Annotated in this window: 12 protein-coding genes; 5 read left to right on the forward strand and 7 right to left on the reverse strand. The window is 64.6% G+C overall.

Annotation, left to right across the window (positions count from 1 at the left end; translation table 11 throughout):
- Positions 1–1,860 (reverse strand): acetyl-CoA hydrolase/transferase C-terminal domain-containing protein, encoded by a 1,860-nt coding sequence (locus tag ABIC09_RS03395; protein ID WP_354108475.1) that lies wholly within the window; start codon positions 1,858–1,860, stop codon positions 1–3.
- Positions 1,861–2,119: 259 nt separating this feature from the next.
- On the opposite strand from ABIC09_RS03395, the gene ABIC09_RS03400 reads away from it, so the two are divergent.
- From ABIC09_RS03400 to ABIC09_RS03415, 4 genes are all read left to right on the forward strand, one after another.
- Positions 2,120–3,517 (forward strand): TolC family outer membrane protein, encoded by a 1,398-nt coding sequence (locus ABIC09_RS03400; RefSeq protein ID WP_354108391.1) that lies wholly within the window; start codon positions 2,120–2,122, stop codon positions 3,515–3,517.
- 346 nt (positions 3,518–3,863) lie between these two features.
- Positions 3,864–4,421, forward strand: a complete 558-nt coding sequence (locus ABIC09_RS03405) for a P-loop NTPase family protein (protein ID WP_354108392.1) — start codon at positions 3,864–3,866, stop codon at positions 4,419–4,421.
- 42 nt (positions 4,422–4,463) lie between these two features.
- On the forward strand, positions 4,464–5,375 hold the full coding sequence (locus ABIC09_RS03410; RefSeq protein WP_354108393.1) for an amidohydrolase family protein: 912 nt from the start codon (positions 4,464–4,466) through the stop codon (positions 5,373–5,375).
- A gap of 200 nt (positions 5,376–5,575) precedes the next feature.
- Complete coding sequence (locus tag ABIC09_RS03415) at positions 5,576–6,205, forward strand: LysE family translocator (protein ID WP_354031862.1); 630 nt, start codon at positions 5,576–5,578, stop codon at positions 6,203–6,205.
- Positions 6,206–6,213: 8 nt separating this feature from the next.
- Here the strand turns inward: ABIC09_RS03415 and ABIC09_RS03420 are convergent, their stop codons facing one another.
- From ABIC09_RS03420 to ABIC09_RS03430, 3 genes are all read right to left on the reverse strand, one after another.
- The gene (locus ABIC09_RS03420; protein ID WP_148752066.1) at positions 6,214–9,330 is read right to left on the reverse strand and encodes an efflux RND transporter permease subunit; all 3,117 of its coding nucleotides are present in this window, start codon (positions 9,328–9,330) and stop codon (positions 6,214–6,216) included.
- 33 nt (positions 9,331–9,363) lie between these two features.
- Positions 9,364–10,608 (reverse strand): efflux RND transporter periplasmic adaptor subunit, encoded by a 1,245-nt coding sequence (locus tag ABIC09_RS03425; RefSeq protein WP_354108394.1) that lies wholly within the window; start codon positions 10,606–10,608, stop codon positions 9,364–9,366.
- 145 nt (positions 10,609–10,753) lie between these two features.
- Positions 10,754–12,169: a CoA transferase gene (locus tag ABIC09_RS03430; RefSeq protein ID WP_354108395.1), complete on the reverse strand. Its 1,416-nt coding sequence runs from the start codon at positions 12,167–12,169 to the stop codon at positions 10,754–10,756.
- A 53-nt stretch (positions 12,170–12,222) separates the two neighbouring features.
- Between ABIC09_RS03430 and ABIC09_RS03435 the strand changes: the two genes are divergently transcribed.
- Positions 12,223–12,510, forward strand: coding sequence for a hypothetical protein (locus ABIC09_RS03435; RefSeq protein WP_148752069.1), 288 nt, complete (start codon positions 12,223–12,225; stop codon positions 12,508–12,510).
- Positions 12,511–12,665: 155 nt separating this feature from the next.
- On the opposite strand, the gene ABIC09_RS03440 is transcribed toward ABIC09_RS03435, so the two are convergent.
- The 3 genes from ABIC09_RS03440 to ABIC09_RS03450 are packed head-to-tail and all read right to left on the reverse strand — an operon-like array spanning position 12,666 to position 18,335.
- Positions 12,666–16,046: an error-prone DNA polymerase gene (locus ABIC09_RS03440; protein ID WP_354108396.1), complete on the reverse strand. Its 3,381-nt coding sequence runs from the start codon at positions 16,044–16,046 to the stop codon at positions 12,666–12,668.
- Positions 16,043–17,632 carry a Y-family DNA polymerase gene (locus tag ABIC09_RS03445; protein WP_354031858.1) on the reverse strand — a complete coding sequence of 530 codons (1,590 nt, stop codon included), beginning with the start codon at positions 17,630–17,632 and terminating at the stop codon, positions 16,043–16,045. Before ABIC09_RS03445 ends, ABIC09_RS03440 begins: the two co-directional genes overlap by 4 nt.
- The gene (locus ABIC09_RS03450; protein WP_354031857.1) at positions 17,532–18,335 is read right to left on the reverse strand and encodes an ImuA family protein; all 804 of its coding nucleotides are present in this window, start codon (positions 18,333–18,335) and stop codon (positions 17,532–17,534) included. Before ABIC09_RS03450 ends, ABIC09_RS03445 begins: the two co-directional genes overlap by 101 nt.
- Between the last annotated feature and the right edge of the window lie 133 nt (positions 18,336–18,468).

The raw sequence follows: 18,468 nt of genomic DNA on the forward strand, positions 1-18,468 counted from the left end.
CTACGGGGCGCGGCTCTGTGCGAGGGCCGCGCTGACGAGCGCGCGATAGAAGCGCTCGGCCCACGTTTTTGGTTGATCGAGGCCGAGGCGTGCGAGACACGCCTCGTCGGCCGTATCCGGCTTTCGCATCAATCCCTGCCACAGCAGGCCTGCCAGCGCGCGCGATGAATGTTGCGCGCCCTGGAGAATCTCCAGCGCTGGAATGAGGCGCTGCTCCACCTCGGTGAAATCGCAGCCGAACGGGAACGACGGCAAGAGCCCGGCGTCTCGCGCAGGCTTGAGCGCCGTTGCGATCCGCTCGGGATGATTTTCGCGGTGAACCGCCGGAATCTCGTAGCCCCGCGGCAGTTTGCCGGCGTCCTTTGCAACCCGCGCCAGCTCGTCCTGGAAGCGCGAGTCAGCGATATCGAGCACAGCCGCGATCACGTCGGCGTCCGGCTTTCCCTTGAGATCGGCAACGCCGTATTCGGTGACGAAAACATCGCGCAGGTGGCGCGGAATCGTCTCGTGTCCGTAGCGCCAGAGGATGTTGGATTTCAGCGTACGGCCCGCTTGCCGCGTGGCTTCAAGCGTCAGCACCGATCGCGCACCGTGAAGCGCGAAGGCCTGCGCCACGAAGTTGTATTGCCCGCCGACGCCGCTCACGACCTGGCCGTCGTCGAGGCCGTCGGATACGGCCGCGCCCAGCAGCGTCGCCATCATCGTGTTGTTGATGAAGCGTGCATCGACGCGTTCACGGCGCTTCCGATCCTCCTCGTCATAGAGCTCGTTCGTGAACGACACCGGCATCATCTGGATGCTCGCGATCTGGTCCGGCGGCATTTCGCGCAATGCGCGATAGAAGGATTTCGGACCGAGAAAGAAAGCGCCGTGCAGCACCACGCCTTCGACGGCGCGCTTGAGAATGCCGGCGTCGATCAGGCCGATGAACGCCTCGGTCACCATCTCGCTGACACCGTAGAGGCCCGCCTCGAAGGCGCCGGCTTCCCGCGCAACGACTGGTCGCGCCGGAGACAGCCGCGCGACGACCTCATGAAACGCTACGCTATTGCGATGGCGCAGGATCAGGCCTTGCGCGAGCGCATCGCCGATCTGCCCGATGCCGATCTGAAGCGTACCGCCGTCGCGCACGAGGGATGCCGTGTTCAGTCCGATGGCGTATTTGGTATCGGAGATCGGCTCCGACGGCGGCGCAAACAGGGGAAAATCCGTCGCCGTGCTGTCCAGCACGGCGCTGAACTCGTCGGCTGGAAGATCGCCAGGGCCCGGCATGAACGGCAGCTCGGAATTCACCTGCGCGATCAGCTTGAACGACGCACGTCCGGCGCGGCGCTCACGCAGCACATCCAGCGTCGTATCGGTGTTACAGGACAGGCTGTAGCGCGGCACGCCGTCGACGACGCGCTTGGCCACCAGCTGTGTCACCACGTTCATCCCGCGCGCCAGCAGGTAGCTCGCGGCGTGGGTGTAGTTGGCCGAGATGTAATTCTGCTGCGCCGCCGGCACATGCAGCCAGCGTCCGGCAAGAAAGAAGAATTCGACAATTTTGATGTTGGGCGGCAGCCGATTTTCGCGCAGCGCCTCGGCATAGGCCAGATCGGGATACAATCCGAACAGGCGGTCGATCACGGGCGTGATGAACCGGCGTTCGATCAGGGCCTGCGGCTTCGGCTTTTCCAGTGTCAGCGCCGAGAGCAATGTCAGCTTGATGTAAGGATCGGCACTGGCCCGCGCGTAGAGTGCGTTGACGACGTGATTGGCCTTGCCGAGGCCGAGCGGCAGACCGACCACCAGATCGATTCCGACGTCGCGAATGATCTCCTCCGCAAGCGCATCGGGATCGGAGAAGAATTTCGGCATCATCCGTGGGTCCGGACCACATTGCAAAGGCGCCCGACGGAATTGGCAGGCGCCGCCAGTCCCCTATAGCGCATTCGAGCCGGAATCGCTGTGTGACGCACCTGCAACAAGCACGGATTTCATGGGGGTTTCCTCCGCGGCAGTTTGCCTGCGAGACCGGCGCTGGGTAAACAGTTAAGAGAGCCGCCGTCGGCGGGGGCGGACAGCCAGGATTTTGCGGGATTACATGATTGGGCGTACCGCCAGAGCTGGTCGCGTGATGACGCGGCGTCGATCGGGCGTGGGTCCTGTCCTCGCGACGTGGACCACGGTGGCGCTCTGTTGCGCCATGCCCGCCGCGGCCTGCGCGGAGGCCCTGCCGGAGGCGCTGGTCAAGGCCTACCAGACCAATCCGCAACTCAACGCCGAGCGCGCACGGCAGCGCGCCACCGACGAAAACGTGCCGCAGGCGCTGGCAGGCTATCGGCCGCAGATCGTGGCGAGCCTCAGCGCCGGCCTGCAGGCCGTACGCAACCTGCTTCCGGACAACACCATCCAGACCGCGACGCTAAAACCCTGGACCATCGGGGTCACGGTGTCGCAGACCCTGTTCAACGGCTTCCGCACCGCCAACAGCGTGCGGGTCGCGGAACTTCAGGTGCAGTCCGGCCGCGAGGCGCTGCGCAATGTCGGCCAGGGCGTGCTGCTCGACGCCGTCACAGCCTACACCAACGTGTTGGCGAACCAGTCGCTGGTCGAGGCGCAACGCTCCAACGTCGCCTTCCTGCGCGAGACGCTCTCCATCACCCAGCGCCGCCTCAATGCCGGCGACGTCACCCCGACCGACAGCGCCCAGGCCGAGGCGCGCCTCAATCGCGGCCTTGCCGATCTCAATGCCGCCGAGGTCGCACTCGCGGTGAGCCAGGCGACCTATTCCCAGGTGATCGGCAATGCGCCTTCGGCGCTTCGCCCCGCCGAGGTGGTCGATCGCTATCTGCCGAAGAGCCGCGAGGATTCGATCGCGATGGCGATCCGCGAGCATCCGGCGGTGATGGCCGCGGGCTTCGACGTCGACGTCGCCTCGACCAATATCCGCGTCGCCGAAGGCGCGCTGCTGCCGAGCGCCAGCCTGCAGGGCAGCGTCAGCCGCAGCCGCGACAGCGACCCGACGCTCGGCACCTTCGCCACCGACCAGGCCTCGATCGTCGCCAATGTCACCGCGCCGATCTATGACGGCGGCCAGGCGGCGTCGCAGACCCGGCAGGCCAAGGAAGTGACGGCACAGAGCCGGCTCGTGCTCGACCAGATGCGCAACCAGGCGCGCACGGCGGCCGTCAGCGCCTGGGTCACCAATGAAGGCGCCAAGATCGCGGTCTCGGCCTCGGAGTCCGAGGTGAAGGCCGCAACCGTCGCCCTCCAGGGCGTGCAGCGCGAGGCCGCCGGCGGACAGCGCACCACGGTCGATGTGCTGAACTCGCAGGCCGATCTGATCCAGGCCAGAGCCCGCCTGATCGGTGCACTGCGCGACCGGGTCATTGCCTCCTATACCCTGCTCAGCGCCGTCGGCCATCTCGACGTCAAGACGCTGAGCCTGAATACCCCGGACTATCTGCCGGAGGTGCACTACCACCAGGTCCGCGACGCCTGGCAAGGACTGCGCACGCCGTCGGGGCAGTAATCCATTATCCGGGTGAGCGCCGCGCTGGGCATTCTGGCGGTGGCCGGCTTCGGCCTGCCGCTTTGGCGGCCACCTTTAAAAATGGCGAAAACAACCCCATGCACAGTAGCCGATGAAGTCGCGCGCGAGGATTGCGGATTTTACGAATTTTATTTGACGCGTCGGGCAAAACAGGGGCACAATGTCATCCTCGCAATGCCTGGATTTGTAGCGCCGTTGCGAAACCCGTCGACGTAGGCGTAGCCTAATCACTTCCTGTCGAGAGAGGTGATAGCATCGGACGTCGTTGGACTCGCAGCCATGACCTCAAAACCGCCCATCGGGCTGGCTTTCCTGGAATGTGAACATGAAGAGCCGCCGCATCCATCTGATGGGAGCCTCAGGCTCCGGCGTGACGACGCTCGGCCGCGCGCTTGCGGGACGGCTGGCGCTGCCGCATCACGACAGCGACGATTATTTCTGGCTGCCGACGGCGCCGCCGTACCAGACGACGCGTCCTGCCGCCGAGCGTCTGCGCCTGATGTGCGAGATGTTCCTGCCGCGTCTCGATTGGGTGCTGAGCGGAACCGTCACCGGCTGGGGCGATGAGCTCATCCCGCTGTTCGATCTCGTTATCTTCGTGACCACGTCGCGCGAGCTTCGTATGCAGCGCCTGCGTGCCCGCGAGGCTGCGCATTTCGGTGCTGATGCCGTCGCACAGGGCGGCTGGCGCTACGAGGAGACGGAGTCGTTCGTCGACTGGGCCTCGCACTACGAAGCCGGCGATCGTGACGGCCGCAACCTCGCAAAAGATGAGGCGTGGCTCGCGCGTCTAACCTCCCCTGTGGTCCGCGTCGACGGTGCGCGGCCGATTGCGGAGCTGGTCGAGCAGCTATGCGCCGAAATGGCTCGACTGCCCGGCTGATGTGATATCGTTCCGAGCGCCTTCCTCGCCGCCGGAGCAGCCATGACCGACAAAAAGTACGCGCGCGCAGCGCAACCCGCGACGCCGATCAACTTCGACGTGCCGGCGCATGCGTGCGATTGTCACACCCATATCCACGGCGATGTCGAAAAGTTTCCTTTCTTTGCCGGGCGCGTCTATACGCCAGGGCCAGCAAGCCCGGAAGAAATGGCAGCGCTGCACAAGGCGCTCCATATCGAGCGCGTCGTGATCGTCACGCCGAGCGTCTACGGCACCGACAATTCCTCCAGCCTGTTCGGAATCAAGGCGCGCGGCGCGACCGCACGCGGAGTGGCCGTGATCGACGACAAGACCACGGAAGCTCAGCTCGACACGATGCATGCGGACGGCTTTCGCGGCATCCGCATCAATCTTGCCACCGACGGCGTCAACAATCCCGATGTCGGCCGCACCCGCCTCACCGCCGCCATCGAGCGCATGAAAGCGCGCGGCTGGCACGTGCAGCTCTACACCACGCTGGCGATGATCTCGGCGATCAGGGATCTCGTGCTGGCCTCACCGGTGCCCGCGGTGTTCGACCACTTTGGCGGCCTCGAGGCCTCGCTCGGACTGGAGCAGCCCGGATTTGCGGACCTCGTCGCACTCGTCACATCGGGCAAGGCGTACGTGAAGATTTCGGGCGCCTATCGCTCGTCGAACCTCGCGCCCGACTATCAGGACATGATGCCCTATGCGCACGCACTGATCGCCGCAAACCCGGACCGCATCGTCTGGGGCACCGACTGGCCACATCCGGATTCGGCCCAAGTCGAGGGCCGCAAGACTTGCGACCTCGCACCGTTCCACCAGATCGACGACGGCCGCCTGCTCAACCAGCTTCCGGTATGGGCACCGGATGCGGATGTGCGCAGGAAGATCCTGGTCGACAATCCGGCGCGGCTGTACGGTTTCTGAGTCGCGACACGCGCAATTAGGTTCAATGAAGTGCGACGCAGCTCCATGTCGAGTGGCGGAACTCTGTCGCACGAGTGCAACGAGATTGGATTCACACGAACGTGTTCGTGGTTCCTTTCGCTTTTCACCCTTTCGGTTGAGGCACGGGCCCTCGCATCCGGGTACGCACACGCACTGATTTCATTTGTTCGTGCGGGTGCATGCTTTTATCGCATTATCTTGCCGCGCTTTTGTCCGGCATCGGAATTGGTTTCACCGTCGCCGCCCCCATCGGGCCAATGGGCATGCTGTGCATTCAGCGCACATTGGAGTCGGGCATCGCCACAGGCCTCGCCACCGGCTTCGGCGCGGCGACTGTGCATCTCACCTACAGCGCCTTCGCAGTTTTGGGATTAGGCGCGCTTGCACAGCCCTGGGTCGAGGCGAATGCTGTTGTCTTCGGCATCGTCTCGGCACTCACGCTGCTGTGGTTCGCGCTCCGCACGCACCGGTGCTCCATCGTGCTCCAGGACGCCGGTGAGATCGACAGAGTGCATCTCGCTCGCGCCTATCTCAGCGCCATCGCGCTCGGGCTGACCAATCCATTGACGGTCATCCTGTTTCTCGCAGCGTTGCACGCATTCTCCACGCAGGCCGCAGCCGCACCGCTGATCGCGGGTGTCTTCGTCGGCTCGGCGGTCTGGTGGATGATCCTCAGCACGATCGTCGCAACCGCGCGCTCGCGGCTGACGCCACGGATGCTGTCATTGAGCAGCCGGTTCGCCAGCCTGATGCTGCTCGGGCTCGGGACCTTGATGCTGCTGCGGATCGCGCAGCGCGCGTTGGGCTAGCTCGCGCGTCAGCGCGCGCGACGGGAGAAGAAGGAGATCAGCACCGGCAGCGTCACCAGGATCACGACCGGTGCCAGCATCATGCCGGTGACGACCACGACCGCGAGCGGCTTCTGCACCTGCGAGCCGATGCCCGCCGACAGCGCAGCCGGTAGCAGGCCGACGCCGGCGACCACGCAGGTCATCAACACCGGGCGGAGCTGGAGCTCGCCGGTGCGGATCACTGCGCTGACGCGGTCCATGCCTTCATCGATCAATTGGTTGAACTGCGAGAGGATAATGATGCCATCCATCACCGCGATGCCGAACAGGGCGATGAACCCGATCGCCGCCGAGACGCTGAAGGCGGTGCCGGTGATCAGCAGACCGAGCACGCCGCCGAAGATCGCCATCGGGATCACGCTCATGGCGAGCAAGGTATCGGTCATCGAGCCGAAATTGAACCAGAGCAGGATGCCGATCAGCGCCAGCGAGATCGGCACCACGATCGACAGCCGCCGGATCGCGTCCTGGAGATTGCCGAACTCGCCGACCCATTCCATGTGCGAGGCAGGCGGCAGCTGAACCTGGTCAGCGATCTTCTGCTGCGCCTCGCGGATGGCGCTGCCGAGGTCGCGCTCGCGCACCGAGAACTTGATCGGCAGATAGCGCTCCTGCTGCTCGCGATAGATGTAGGCGGCGCCGGAGACGAGGCTGATATTGGCGACCTCGCTCAAAGGGATTTGTGTCACGGAGCCGTTCGGCCCGGGCGCGCCGATCCGTATGTTCTGGATCGCCTCGGCGCTGCGGCGGTACTCCGGCGCAAGGCGAACGATGATCGGGAAGTGACGGTCGGAGCCCGGCTCGTAGATATCGCCCGCGGTGTCGCCGCCGATCGCGACCTTGATGGTAGCGTTGATGTCGCCGGGGGCAAGCCCGTAGCGCGCGGCCTTGGCGCGGTCGATGTCGATCTGCACGGTCGGCTGTCCGAGCGAGGTGAAGACCGCGAGGTCGGTGACGCCCTGCACGGTCGCCAGCACCGACTTGATCTTGTTGGCGGTGTCGGTCAGCGCCTGGAGATCGCTGCCGAACAGCTTGATCGAGTTCTCGCCCTTCACGCCGGAAACGGCTTCCGAGACGTTGTCCTGGAGATATTGCGAGAAGTTGAACTCGACGCCGGGGAAGCGGTCGTCGAGCTGCTTGAGCAGCTGCGCGGTCAGCTCTTCCTTGTCATGCGTGCCGGGCCACTGGTCTACAGGCTTCAGCGGCGCGAAGAACTCGGCGTTGAAGAAGCCCGCGGCGTCGGTGCCGTCGTCGGGACGGCCGTGCTGCGACACCACGGATTCGACCTCGGGCCGGGCGCGGATCAGCTTGCGCATCTCGTTGACGTAGGAGTTGCCTTCCTGCAGCGAGATGGTCGGCGGCAGCGTGGCGCGGATCCAGAGGTTGCCCTCTTCGAGCTTGGGCAGGAATTCGAGGCCGAGCAACCGGCCGAGCGCAACCGTCATCAGCACGAGGCCGACCGAGGCGCCGAGCATGATGCTGCGGTTGGCGACGGCCCAATTCAAAACCGGCATGTAGATCCGGTGCAGGATCTGCATCACCCTGGTCTCGGTCTCCTCGACATGCGCCGGCAGGATGATCGCGGACAGCGCAGGCGTCACGGTGAAGGTCGCCAGCAGGCCGCCGGCGAGCGCGTAGGCATAGGTGCGCGCCATCGGCCCGAAAATATTGCCCTCGACGCCTGACAGCGTGAACAGCGGCAGGAAGGCCGCGATGATGATCGCAGCGGCAAAGAAGATCGAGCGCGAGACGTCGGCCGCGGCGCTGAGGATGGCGTGGCTCTTCATGCCGAACAGCGTGTCGGGCGACATCTGCTCGGATTCCGCCGGCGGCGTGGTCTGCGTCAGGCGGCGGAAGATCGCCTCCACCATGATGACGGTGGCATCCACGATCAGGCCGAAATCGATGGCACCGACCGACAGCAGGTTGGCCGATTCCCCGCGCAGCACCAGGATGATCACGGCGAAGAACAAGGCGAACGGAATCGTGGCGCCGACGATCAGCGCACTTCGCAGATCGCCGAGGAAGATCCACTGCAACAGCACGATCAGGAGGATGCCGACCACCATGTTGTGCAGCACGGTGTGGGTGGTGAGCTCGATCAGGTCGCCGCGGTCATAGATGCGCTCGATGCGGACGCCGGGCGGCAGGATACTGGACTCGTTGATGGTTTGAACGAGCTGGTGGACCCGCTTGATGGTTGGCGAGCTCTGCTCGCCGCGGCGCATCAGCACGATGCCCTGCACGATATCGTCGGAATCGTCGATGCCGGCGATGCCGAGACGCGGCTTCTGGCCGACGGTGACGGTGGCGACGTCCTTCACCAGCACCGGATTGCCGTTGGTCTGGGCGATCATGGTGTTGGCGAGGTCGTCGATGGAGCGGATCAGGCCGACGCCGCGGACCACGGCCGATTGCTGGCCGATATTGACGGTGTTGCCGCCGACATTGACGTTCGAATTGCTGACCGCCTGGAGCAGCTGCGGCAGCGTCAGGCCGTTGGCGACCAGCTTGTTGTTGTCGACCTGGAGCTCATAGGTCTTGCTCTTGCCGCCCCACCCGGTGACGTCGATCACGCCGGGCACGGCGCGGAAGCGACGCTGGAGGATCCAGTCCTGAATGGTCTTGAGGTCGAGCACGCTGTAGTTCGGCGGGCCGACCAGCCGATAGCGGAAGATTTCGCCGATCGGGCTCAGCGGCGAGATCTGCGGCTGCACGTTGCCCGGCAGCGGCGCGAGCTGCGCCAGGCGGTTCAAGACCTGCTGCAACGCCTCGTCATAGGTGTAGGCGAAGGAGAACTGCAGCTTGACGTCGGAAAGGCCGTAGAGCGAGATGGTGCGGATGGTCGTGAGGTTCTTCAGGCCCGCGACCTGGGTCTCGATCGGGATCGTGATGTAGCGCTCGATCTCTTCCGCCGACAGGCCCGGGCTCTGCGTGACGATGTCGACCATCGGCGGGGTCGGATCGGGATAGGCCTCGATGTTGAGCTGATTGAACGCAATCAGGCCGCCGATGAGCACGGCGACAAACATGCCGACCATCAGGAAGCGCCGGTTGACGGCTAGGGCGACGAGACGGTCCATTCAGGTTTTTCGCAGTTTCTTGGGGCTCGTCGATCAGCTACCGGACGCCGCGCGGTCGATGAACAGGCTGCCTTTGACGACGACATGTTCGCCGGGCTTCAGGTTGCTGGTCACCTCGACGAGGTTGCCGTTGATGAGGCCGGTCTTGATCTGGCGGAGCTCGACCGACTTGTCCTCGCGCGCGACCCAGATACGGACCTGGTCGCCTTCGTAGATCAGCGCCTGCTTCGGCACCGCAGGCGCCCCGCGGTCGCCGGCCGAATAGATCGTGACGTTGGCGAACATTTCCGGCTTGAGCAGACCATCCTTGTTGTCGATGGTGGCGCGGACCAGTAGGCGGCGGGTACTGGGATCGATCGCGGCGGCGACGTAGTTGATCTTGGCGGTCAGCGGACGGCCCGGCAGCGCCATCACGTTGACGCTGATGTCCTGCCCGACGCTGACGGAGGCGGCGTCGCTTTCACGCACGAAGGCGGTGAGCCAGACCGTCGAGAGATCGCCGATCACGAAGACCGGATCGCTGGCACCGGAATTGACATATTGCCCAGGACCGATCTTGCGCTGCACGACCGTGCCCGAGATCGGCGCATAGATCGTGATTTCCGGATTGATGGTGCTCTTGGTCTGGAACGCCTTGATCGTCTCGTCGGTGAAACCGAGGATCCGCAGCTTGTTGTTTGCAGCCTCCAGCGCCGTCACCGAGGAGCGCATATCGTTCTGCGCCTGGACCTGGGTCGCTTCCGCCTGCTGATAATCCTTGAGTGGAATGGCGCGGCCTTCGTAGAGATCCTTGGCGCGCCGGTACTGGATGTCGGCAAGCTCGAGCGCCGACTTCGCCTTGTTCTGCGACGTCATCGCCGCGATGAAATCGTTCTGGGCCTGCACGGTGTCGGCGGCCTCGATTGTGAACAGCGGTTGACCTTGGGTCACGCTCTCGCCGGGCTTGGCGAGCAGCTTGGTCACCCGGCCCGCATAAGGCGAGAACACCGGCGTCGAACGGTCTTCGTCGACCGCGACCTTGCCTTCGGTGACATACTCGGCGCGGAAGCTTTTGGCATTGACCGGCTCGATCGTCAGCGTCGCCCATTCCGACGGTGTCGGCGTGAAGTTCTGCGCATTCCGGCGCGACTGGCTGGAGACTTCGGAATGGCTCTTGTCCTTGGCGCCCGCATGGAGAAAGCTGTAGGCCCCGGCACCGGCAAGCGCCAGTAAAACTACGGATGTAATCACCCGTCGTTTTGTAAGCACCTGCAATCGCTTGGTATTTTCAACTACCATGGGGCCCGGTCAAGTCTGCGACGATCTCGGCAAACGACTGCCTCATCGGTCGCGCTAATAGTGCCGAATTGAGATTTCAAACAACCTAAAAAACGCTGGGCGTCCTGCGGTTTGCGTTAAAATTTTGCGGCGCGTCAGCTTCACGTCAGCTTCGCGCCGGCCATTGCGGCGGATGGCTGCCGAGCGGCATGGCCGGACGGCTCCATCGCGCCGGTGTCCGCGACAGCACCGCCGAATGGCGCACCGCCGTCAACGTGCCGAAGCCAGATGACACTGTCTCCATGAACGTTGCATGTACAGCCTCACCCGTAATATCCGGGGTGTTAAGACCACCTTCGAGACGGCCGAGATTCCAAAGCCAGCGTCCGGTCTGCGCCAGCGACACACGCACGTGCCAGCTGCCGCCTTCACGCGCCTGGCGCGCCCTCGCCATCATCGCGCCGAATGCCATCAGATAGCCGGTGGCGTGGTCGAGCATCTGCGCCGGCAATTCCTTGGGACCGTTGATGCCGGCGGCCTTGCCTTCCGCGTCGTTGAAGCCGGTCGTGGTCTGCACCAGCGAATCGAAGCCGCGCCGCTCGGCCCATGGGCCGGCATGGCCGTAAGCCGACAGCGTGACGTAGACGATGCCGGGATTGATCTCCGCGGCCTGCTCCGGCGAAAAGCCGAGGGCTGCGAGCGCGCGCGGGCGATAGCCTTGCGAGAAGATGTCGGCCTCCTTCAACAGCGCGCGCAGCTGCGCCTGGCCCGCCTCGCTCTTCAGCTCGATGAAGGTGGTGAGCTTGCCGCGGCCGGTGTCGATGGTGAGCCAGGGAATGGCAGGCAGCTCCGGCCCCGAGACGAGCAACACGTCCGCACCGTGCGCGGCAAGCGTGCGGCCGGCGACGGGACCGGCGATGACGCGGGAGAGATCGAGCACGCGAAGACCCGAGAGCGGGCGATCGCCTTTGGGCCACGGCTTTTTAGACCAAGATTTTGGAGAGGCGTCGCCGATCTTCTCGATCGAGATCAGCGGCAGTTCCGCGAGCGCACGTGCTTGCGGCAGCGCCGACCATTCATCGTAAGAGCGCATCAGAGCGACGACCCCGCCGGCGGCATAGGCCGCGGCTTCAAAATCCTCGCCCTTCCATTGCATCAGCGCGGCTTGCACCTTCTCGCGCTCGGGCACACAGCCAAGCACCTTGCAGACGGCGTCGCGGTGATGCCTGAAATTGGTGTGGCAGCGAACGAAACGGCTATCGCCGGTCTTGTAGACGCCGGCGATGGCATCCCAGGCCGGTGGCGGCGGCTTGTCGTCGAGGCGCAGATAACGCTCGGAACGGCATTCGACGACGGCGTGACGCATGTCGACGGCGACATCCTGCGCCTCGCCGCCGCGCATCCGCCAGATTTCAGCAGCGGCAAGGCCGGCAGCGGCAATCGTCGTTTGTCCGGCAACGGCAACGCGAAACGAGGATGGGATCTGCGGCTCTTCGCCGGTCAGCCGTACGCGCGCGAGCGCAGCCTTGTCGCCGTCGGCGGAGGCCCAGATGTCGCTGAGAATGTCGGCAGGGCTTTGCATGACCGCTTCTCTCCCTTAGCTTTGCGACTTCCATTAGCACACAAAGGAATGCAATGGCTGCCATCGATCCCCTCACCGCGGGCGCCGTGTTCATCGCAACGGCGGCCACCGACGCAGTCTATGTGATGTTCACCTCGGCCGTGATCGCGCGCAAGCGCGTCCCGGCGGCGAACTGGAGCGCGGTCTGGTACCTGCTCTCCTCCTACGCCGTGATCAGCTACACCGAGAACGCCTTCTATGTCGCTTTCGCGGCGATGGGTTCCTGGGCCGGCGCCTACGCCTCGCTGACCTTCCTGCACCGCCCGCCCGGCGGCCCGCCGGTGGGAGCGGCGCCGGAGTGAGGGCACGCTGTTTCCGCCGTCATTGCGAGCGAAGCGAAGCAATCCTCTATCCTCGTCATTGCGAGCGCAGCGAAGCAATCCAGAATCCCTCCGCGGAAAGACTGGATTGCTTCGCTACGCTCGCAATGACGGGTGTGGCGGCCCCCCACCACTCCTCAATGGAAATCCCGCGACGGCGGCAGGATGCGGACGTTGCGGGGGTGGCGGATTTTTTGCGCCGGCATGTCCGCGTGGTCGCGGCGGTCGTCATTGAGCGGCTCGATCAGGTCGGCGCCTGCCGGGACCGGATGCTTGCGGCTCAGGGCATCGTTGGCAAGACCGACCAGATCGTGCGAGCGGTCGATCATGCGCTGCGCGATCAGATGCGTCACCTTCTCGGGGCTGCTCTGGATATAGCCTTCGACCTGGATGAGGCGCGCGCCCATCACCTCCTTCCGGTACTGCTCCATGATCTTGGGCCACACCACGACATTGGCGATACCGGTTTCGTCCTCCAGCGTCATGAACACGACGCCACTGGCGCTGCCGGGCCGCTGCCGCACCAGCACCACGCCGGCGCAGCGGACGCGGCGCCGTTCGTTCTCATGGCTGATCTCCTTGCAGGAGACGATCCGCTCGCGCGAAAACGTCTCGCGCAGGAATTCCATCGGGTGGCCCTTGAGTGACAGCCGGATGGTCTGGTAGTCGGCGACGACCTGTTCGGGACGCGGCATCACCGGCAACGGCTTGGCCTGCTCGTCCGGCTGCTCGCGCGCGGTGGCTGCCTCGAACAGCGGCAGCGCCACATCGTCGGGCAGCCGTCGCACCTGCCACAGTGCCTCGCGGCGGTCGAGCCCGAGCGAGCGGAATGCATCAGCATCCGCCAGCAGGATCAGCGCGCGCTTGGGCAGGCCGGTGTCGCGGGCAAAATCTTCGAGCGAGGTGAACTGTTGGCGGTCGCGAGCCTTGATGATGCGGTCGGCCCAGTCTTCCTGAGTGACATAGACCTTGCCCTGCCGCTTCGCTTGCTCCGCTTTGAGGAATTCCTCATCCGGATCGAGCCAGTGAAAGCCGTCGATCTGGCGGAAGCCGAGGCGAACGGCACAATATCTGTCGTCCGTGCTCTCCAGCGTGTTCTGCGCAAAGCTGTAGGACACGTCGATCTCGCGCACCTCGATGCCGTTCTTGCGGGCGTCGCCGACGATCTGCGCCGGCGCGTAAAAGCCCATCGGTTGCGAGTTCAGAAGCCCGCAGCAGAAGGCGTCGGGGTGATGATACTTCAGCCATGACGAGATATAGACGAGCTGGGCAAAGCTCGCGGCATGGCTCTCCGGGAAACCGTAGGAGCCGAAGCCCTTGATCTGGTCAAAACAGCTTCTGGCGAAGTTTGCATCATAGCCGCGCGCGACCATGTTGCCGATCAGCTTCTCCTCGTATTGGCCGATGGTGCCGACATTGCGAAAGGTCGCCATCGAGCGGCGCAGGCCGTTGGCTTCCTCGGGGGTGAATTTCGCCGCCTCGATCGCGATGCGCATCGCCTGTTCCTGGAACAGGGGCACGCCCTTCGTCTTGTGCAGCACCTTGTAGAGCTCGTCCGCGGGACCATGCTCGGGCGATGGCGAGGGATAGATCACCTTCTCCAGCCCGTTCCGCCGGCGCAGATACGGATGCACCATGTCGCCCTGGATCGGACCCGGGCGCACGATCGCGACCTCGATGACGAGATCGTAGAAGGTCCGCGGCTTCAGGCGCGGCAACATGTTCATCTGCGCGCGGCTCTCGACCTGGAACACGCCGAGCGATTCGCCGTCACACAGCATGTCGTAAACCTTGGGATCGTCCTGCGGAACGGTCGCCAGAACCCAGCGCTCGCCCTTATGCCGATCGATCAGATCAAAACACTTCCGGATGCAGGTCAGCATGCCCAGCGCGAGCACGTCGACCTTCATCATGTTGAGCGCGTCGACGTCGTCCTTGTCCCATTCGATGAAAGTACGGTCGTCCATCGCGGCGTTGCCGATCGGCACATAGGTGTCGAGCCGGTCCTGCGTCAGCACATAGCCGCCGACATGCTGGGAGAGATGACGCGGGAATTCGATCAGCTCGGTCGCAAGCTCGACCGCGAGATTGATCATGGGATTTTGCGGATCGAGCCCGGCCTGCCTCACCTGCATGTCGTTGAGACCCTTGCCCCAGCTGCCCCAGACGGTGTCGGCGAGCGCGGCGGTGACGTCCTCGGTCAGCCCCAGCGCCTTGCCGACGTCGCGGATGGCGCTGCGCGGACGATAATGGATAACGGTGGCGATGATCGCAGCGCGGTGGCGGCCGTAGCGGCGATAGACATATTGCATCACCTCCTCGCGCCGCGAATGCTCGAAATCGACGTCGATATCCGGCGGCTCCAGCCGCTCCTTGGAGATGAAGCGCTCGAACAGCAGATCGACCTTGGTCGGATCGACCGAGGTGATGCCGAGCACGTAGCACACCGCCGAATTGGCCGCCGATCCCCGCCCCTGGCACAGGATGTTCTGGCTGCGCGCGTAATGAACGATGTCATGCACGGTGAGGAAGTAATGCGCGTATTTCAGCTCGGCGATCAGCGCGAGTTCCTTGTGCAAGGTCGCGCGCAGCTTTGCGTCGACATTGTCGATCCCGCCAAAGTATTTATCGACGCCTGCCCAGGTCAGATCCTCCAGATGCCCCTGCGCGGTCTTGCCCGGCGGCACCGGCTCGTCCGGATATTGATATTTGAGCTGGTCGAGCGAGAAGTCGATCTTGTCGGCAAAGCGCATGGTCTCCGCAATCGCCTCGGGGAAATCGCGGAACAGCCGCGCCATTTCGCGCGGCGTCTTCAGAAAGCGCTCGGCGTTGGCTTCCAGCTTGCGTCCGACCGCCTCGATCGTGGTCTTTTCCCGGATGCAGGTCAGCACGTCCTGAAGCGGCCGGCGGCCGGGATCATGATAGAGCACCTCGTTGGTCGCGAGCAGCGGCACCCTTGCTTTGGCTGCGAGATCGTCGAGCCGCGCCAGACGGCGACGGTCGTCGCCGCGATAGACCAGGCTCGCGGCCAGCCACACGCCTTCGGCGCGGCTGGCCTCGAGCCTTGAAAGCACATCCAGCACTTTCGCATCATCAAACCGATGCGGCAGCGTCAGGACCAGGAGCTGGCCTTCAGAAAACTCCAGAAGATCGGCAAAGCTGAGATGGCATTCGCCCTTCTCGATTCGCGTGATGTCGTCGCCACGCTTGCCTCTGGTGAGGAGTTGGCACAACCGGCCATAGGCGGCGCGGTCGCGCGGATAAACAAAAATGTCGGGCGTACCGTCGATGAAGACGATGCGCGCGCCGATCAGGAGCTTTGGCTTGTGCAGCACCGTGTCATTGTCGAGCTCATTCCAGGCCCGTACCACGCCGGCCAGCGTGTTGTGATCGGCAATGCCGATCACGGGAATGCCGAGCTTGCTGGCCTGATGCACATAGGCGCGCGGATCCGAGCCGCCGCGCAGGAAGGAGAAGTTTGTGGTGATGCCGATCTCGGCATAAGTGGGAGTAGTCATGCGAAGAGACCGTGCACATACCAGCCGGGAGAAGCGGGCTTGCCGTCGGCGTCGAACACCTCCCCCTCGTAAAGGCCGTCGCGAAAAATCCAGAAGCGCAGGCCTTCGGCATCCTCGATGCGGAAATAATCCCGCGTCAGCTGCTTGCCGTCCTGCCGCCACCATTCCATGGCGATGCGCTCGGGTCCTTCCACCCGCACCACCGCATGTTTTGCGCGCCGCCAGGTGAATTGATGCGGCGGGCCATCAGGCACGGTCGCGAACGGCACTGTGACCGGCTCCGGCTTGTCGAACAGGCGCAAGGGGCGCAGCGGCGGCTCGCTCGCGGCACGCGCCGGCCATTCGGCCTGCATGGCGGCGGCGAGATGATGCTGCGCGGGCGCGGCCAGCACCGCACTTTCAGGGATATGGGTGTCCTGCGGCAGGTGCACGACGACGCGTTTTCCGCCGATACGCGCGGCGATGCGGTCGATCAGCGCGGCGAGCTCGTCATTGTCATGGACATTGGCATCGAGATCGCGCTGCTCCTGCACCACGATCTCGGTGCGGCTCGCCGACAGGCGCACCATGTCGAAGCCGAAGCCGGGATCGAGGGGATCGGCAAGCGCATCGAGCCGCTCGCGGAACAGCCGGTCTATGACGGCACTTCGCGTCACGGGACGCCCGGTCTCGACCATGATCGCGCGCACCACGCCGTCGGTGCGGAAGAACGCGGCCTCTAATCGGCGCGCGCCCTTGCCCTGCTTTTCCATGGAAGCGATCAGCGTATCGGCCAGCCGCGACAGCGTCATCGCGATCATGGTGTCGGTCGCGATCGGCTCGGCAAAGCGTTTTTCCACGATGTAGTCGGGCAGCGGTTTTCGCGGGCTGATCGGCGCATCGCCCTGCCCCAGCGCATGCGCGAGCAGCGTGGAGAACCGCGCGCCGAACCGCGCCGTGATTTCGCTCGGCGTGCGCAAGGCGACATCGCCGATCGTCTTCAGCCCGGCCCGGCGCAGGCCGGTGGTGATGGCCTCGTCCGCACCGAGCGCGGACACCGGAAACCGGTCGATCGCCGCCGCCTCCCCGCCATTGGCAACAATAACGCCAGGCGTCTGCCGCGTCAGCGTACGCGCGCAGACCGAGGTGCTGGCGATCGCGGCGCCGACGGCAAAGCCCTGGCGGGCCAGCGCACGGACCAGCGTCTGCAACAATGCAGCCTCGCCACCGAACAGATGCGCACAGCCGGTGATATCGAGGAACAGCCCGTGCGGCGGATCGAGCGCCACCAGCGGCGTGAAGCGGTCGCACCAGTCGGCGATATCGCTCAACGCCTTTGCATCGGCCACGACATCGGCGTCGAACACTTTCAGGTCCGGACACATCGCTCGCGCATTCGCCAGCGGCTGGCCGATGTACAGACCGAGCCGCTCGGCCGCCTCGTCCAGCGCATGGATCACCAGCGCATTGTTATCCTTGATGACGACAATGCTGGGCTCAGGATTATTACCCAACCCGCCGTTGAAGAACCGCTGGATCCGGTCGATGGGCAGGCGCGGCAGCCACAGGCTGAGAATACGCCGACGGTTCACTGAACTGGCACTCATCACACTTCCATTCCATGATCCACCGGCCACACGGGCCATGACGATTGCGCAACAGCTCGACATCGAAGCGCGGCGCGCCCCAGGCACTCCAAAGCGCCGCAGGCATTGAAGCCGCGCCCGGCGGCGAATGCGCCGCGCGCAGCATCCATCGTGTTTCCGCCGTCGAGGGCAGCGGCTGTGCCGCCATCCGCAACAAGAGGCCGGTGACGCCAGAGGATTGTGCGGCCAGCGTCAGCTTGCGGCTCGCCACGAGATCGAACTGCCTGGTCTCGCCCCAGAGCTCGAGCACGACGGCGCCGAGCGCATCGCAGGCGAGCGCATCGGCCGAGGTGCGCAGCGCGCTCTCCACGTCAGCCGCGCGCACCATCACCACGCGGCGCGGATCGAGGCCGAGCTCGGCGAGCCCGCACATCGACAACGCGCCGGTTTCAAGTTCCGAGAAATCCTGCCGCACCCACAGCAGCGGCCGACGCACCGTGACGCGGCCCGCAAGCCCGGTGATAAAGCCCGTCGCGGCCGCGCCCTGACGCCCCTCGCAAAACACCTCGTGGATCGCCGCGCGTGCGAGCCCGCCTTTCAAGGCGTGGTCGACCTCGCCGTGGCCGAGCGCGACGCGGTCGTGATGATGCACGACCTCCGCCGTCTCGATCCGTTCGATCTGGCTGCGCAAGGTCGCAAGCGCGCTCATGCGTGCGCCGCTCATGCTCGCCGCTCCTTCAGAGGTGATTGCCGATGACTCTCAAAAAGAGAACCAGCGGCTGGCTCATTTGTTCATGGTATGTTCTAATATAAAGCTAACGGCGCGCGAAGAGTCAATCGAATTGCGCTCGATCAGA

It is taken from the genome of Bradyrhizobium sp. S3.12.5 (assembly GCF_040548225.1).
Lineage (GTDB): Bacteria > Pseudomonadota > Alphaproteobacteria > Rhizobiales > Xanthobacteraceae > Bradyrhizobium > Bradyrhizobium cytisi.

Excerpts from the sequence above, each read along its gene's own strand:
- ABIC09_RS03425 (WP_354108394.1), bottom strand. The coding sequence starts at position 10,608 with ATGGTAGTTGAAAATACCAAGCGATTGCAGGTGCTTACAAAACGACGG.
- ABIC09_RS03415 (WP_354031862.1), top strand. The coding sequence starts at position 5,576 with ATGCTTTTATCGCATTATCTTGCCGCGCTTTTGTCCGGCATCGGAATT.
- ABIC09_RS03405 (WP_354108392.1), top strand. The coding sequence starts at position 3,864 with ATGAAGAGCCGCCGCATCCATCTGATGGGAGCCTCAGGCTCCGGCGTG.
- ABIC09_RS03435 (WP_148752069.1), top strand. The coding sequence starts at position 12,223 with ATGGCTGCCATCGATCCCCTCACCGCGGGCGCCGTGTTCATCGCAACG.
- ABIC09_RS03400 (WP_354108391.1), top strand. The coding sequence starts at position 2,120 with ATGACGCGGCGTCGATCGGGCGTGGGTCCTGTCCTCGCGACGTGGACC.
- ABIC09_RS03450 (WP_354031857.1), bottom strand. The coding sequence starts at position 18,335 with ATGAGCGGCGCACGCATGAGCGCGCTTGCGACCTTGCGCAGCCAGATC.
- ABIC09_RS03420 (WP_148752066.1), bottom strand. The coding sequence starts at position 9,330 with ATGGACCGTCTCGTCGCCCTAGCCGTCAACCGGCGCTTCCTGATGGTC.
- ABIC09_RS03445 (WP_354031858.1), bottom strand. The coding sequence starts at position 17,632 with ATGAGTGCCAGTTCAGTGAACCGTCGGCGTATTCTCAGCCTGTGGCTG.
- ABIC09_RS03395 (WP_354108475.1), bottom strand. The coding sequence starts at position 1,860 with ATGCCGAAATTCTTCTCCGATCCCGATGCGCTTGCGGAGGAGATCATT.
- ABIC09_RS03430 (WP_354108395.1), bottom strand. The coding sequence starts at position 12,169 with ATGCAAAGCCCTGCCGACATTCTCAGCGACATCTGGGCCTCCGCCGAC.
- ABIC09_RS03410 (WP_354108393.1), top strand. The coding sequence starts at position 4,464 with ATGACCGACAAAAAGTACGCGCGCGCAGCGCAACCCGCGACGCCGATC.
- ABIC09_RS03440 (WP_354108396.1), bottom strand. The coding sequence starts at position 16,046 with ATGACTACTCCCACTTATGCCGAGATCGGCATCACCACAAACTTCTCC.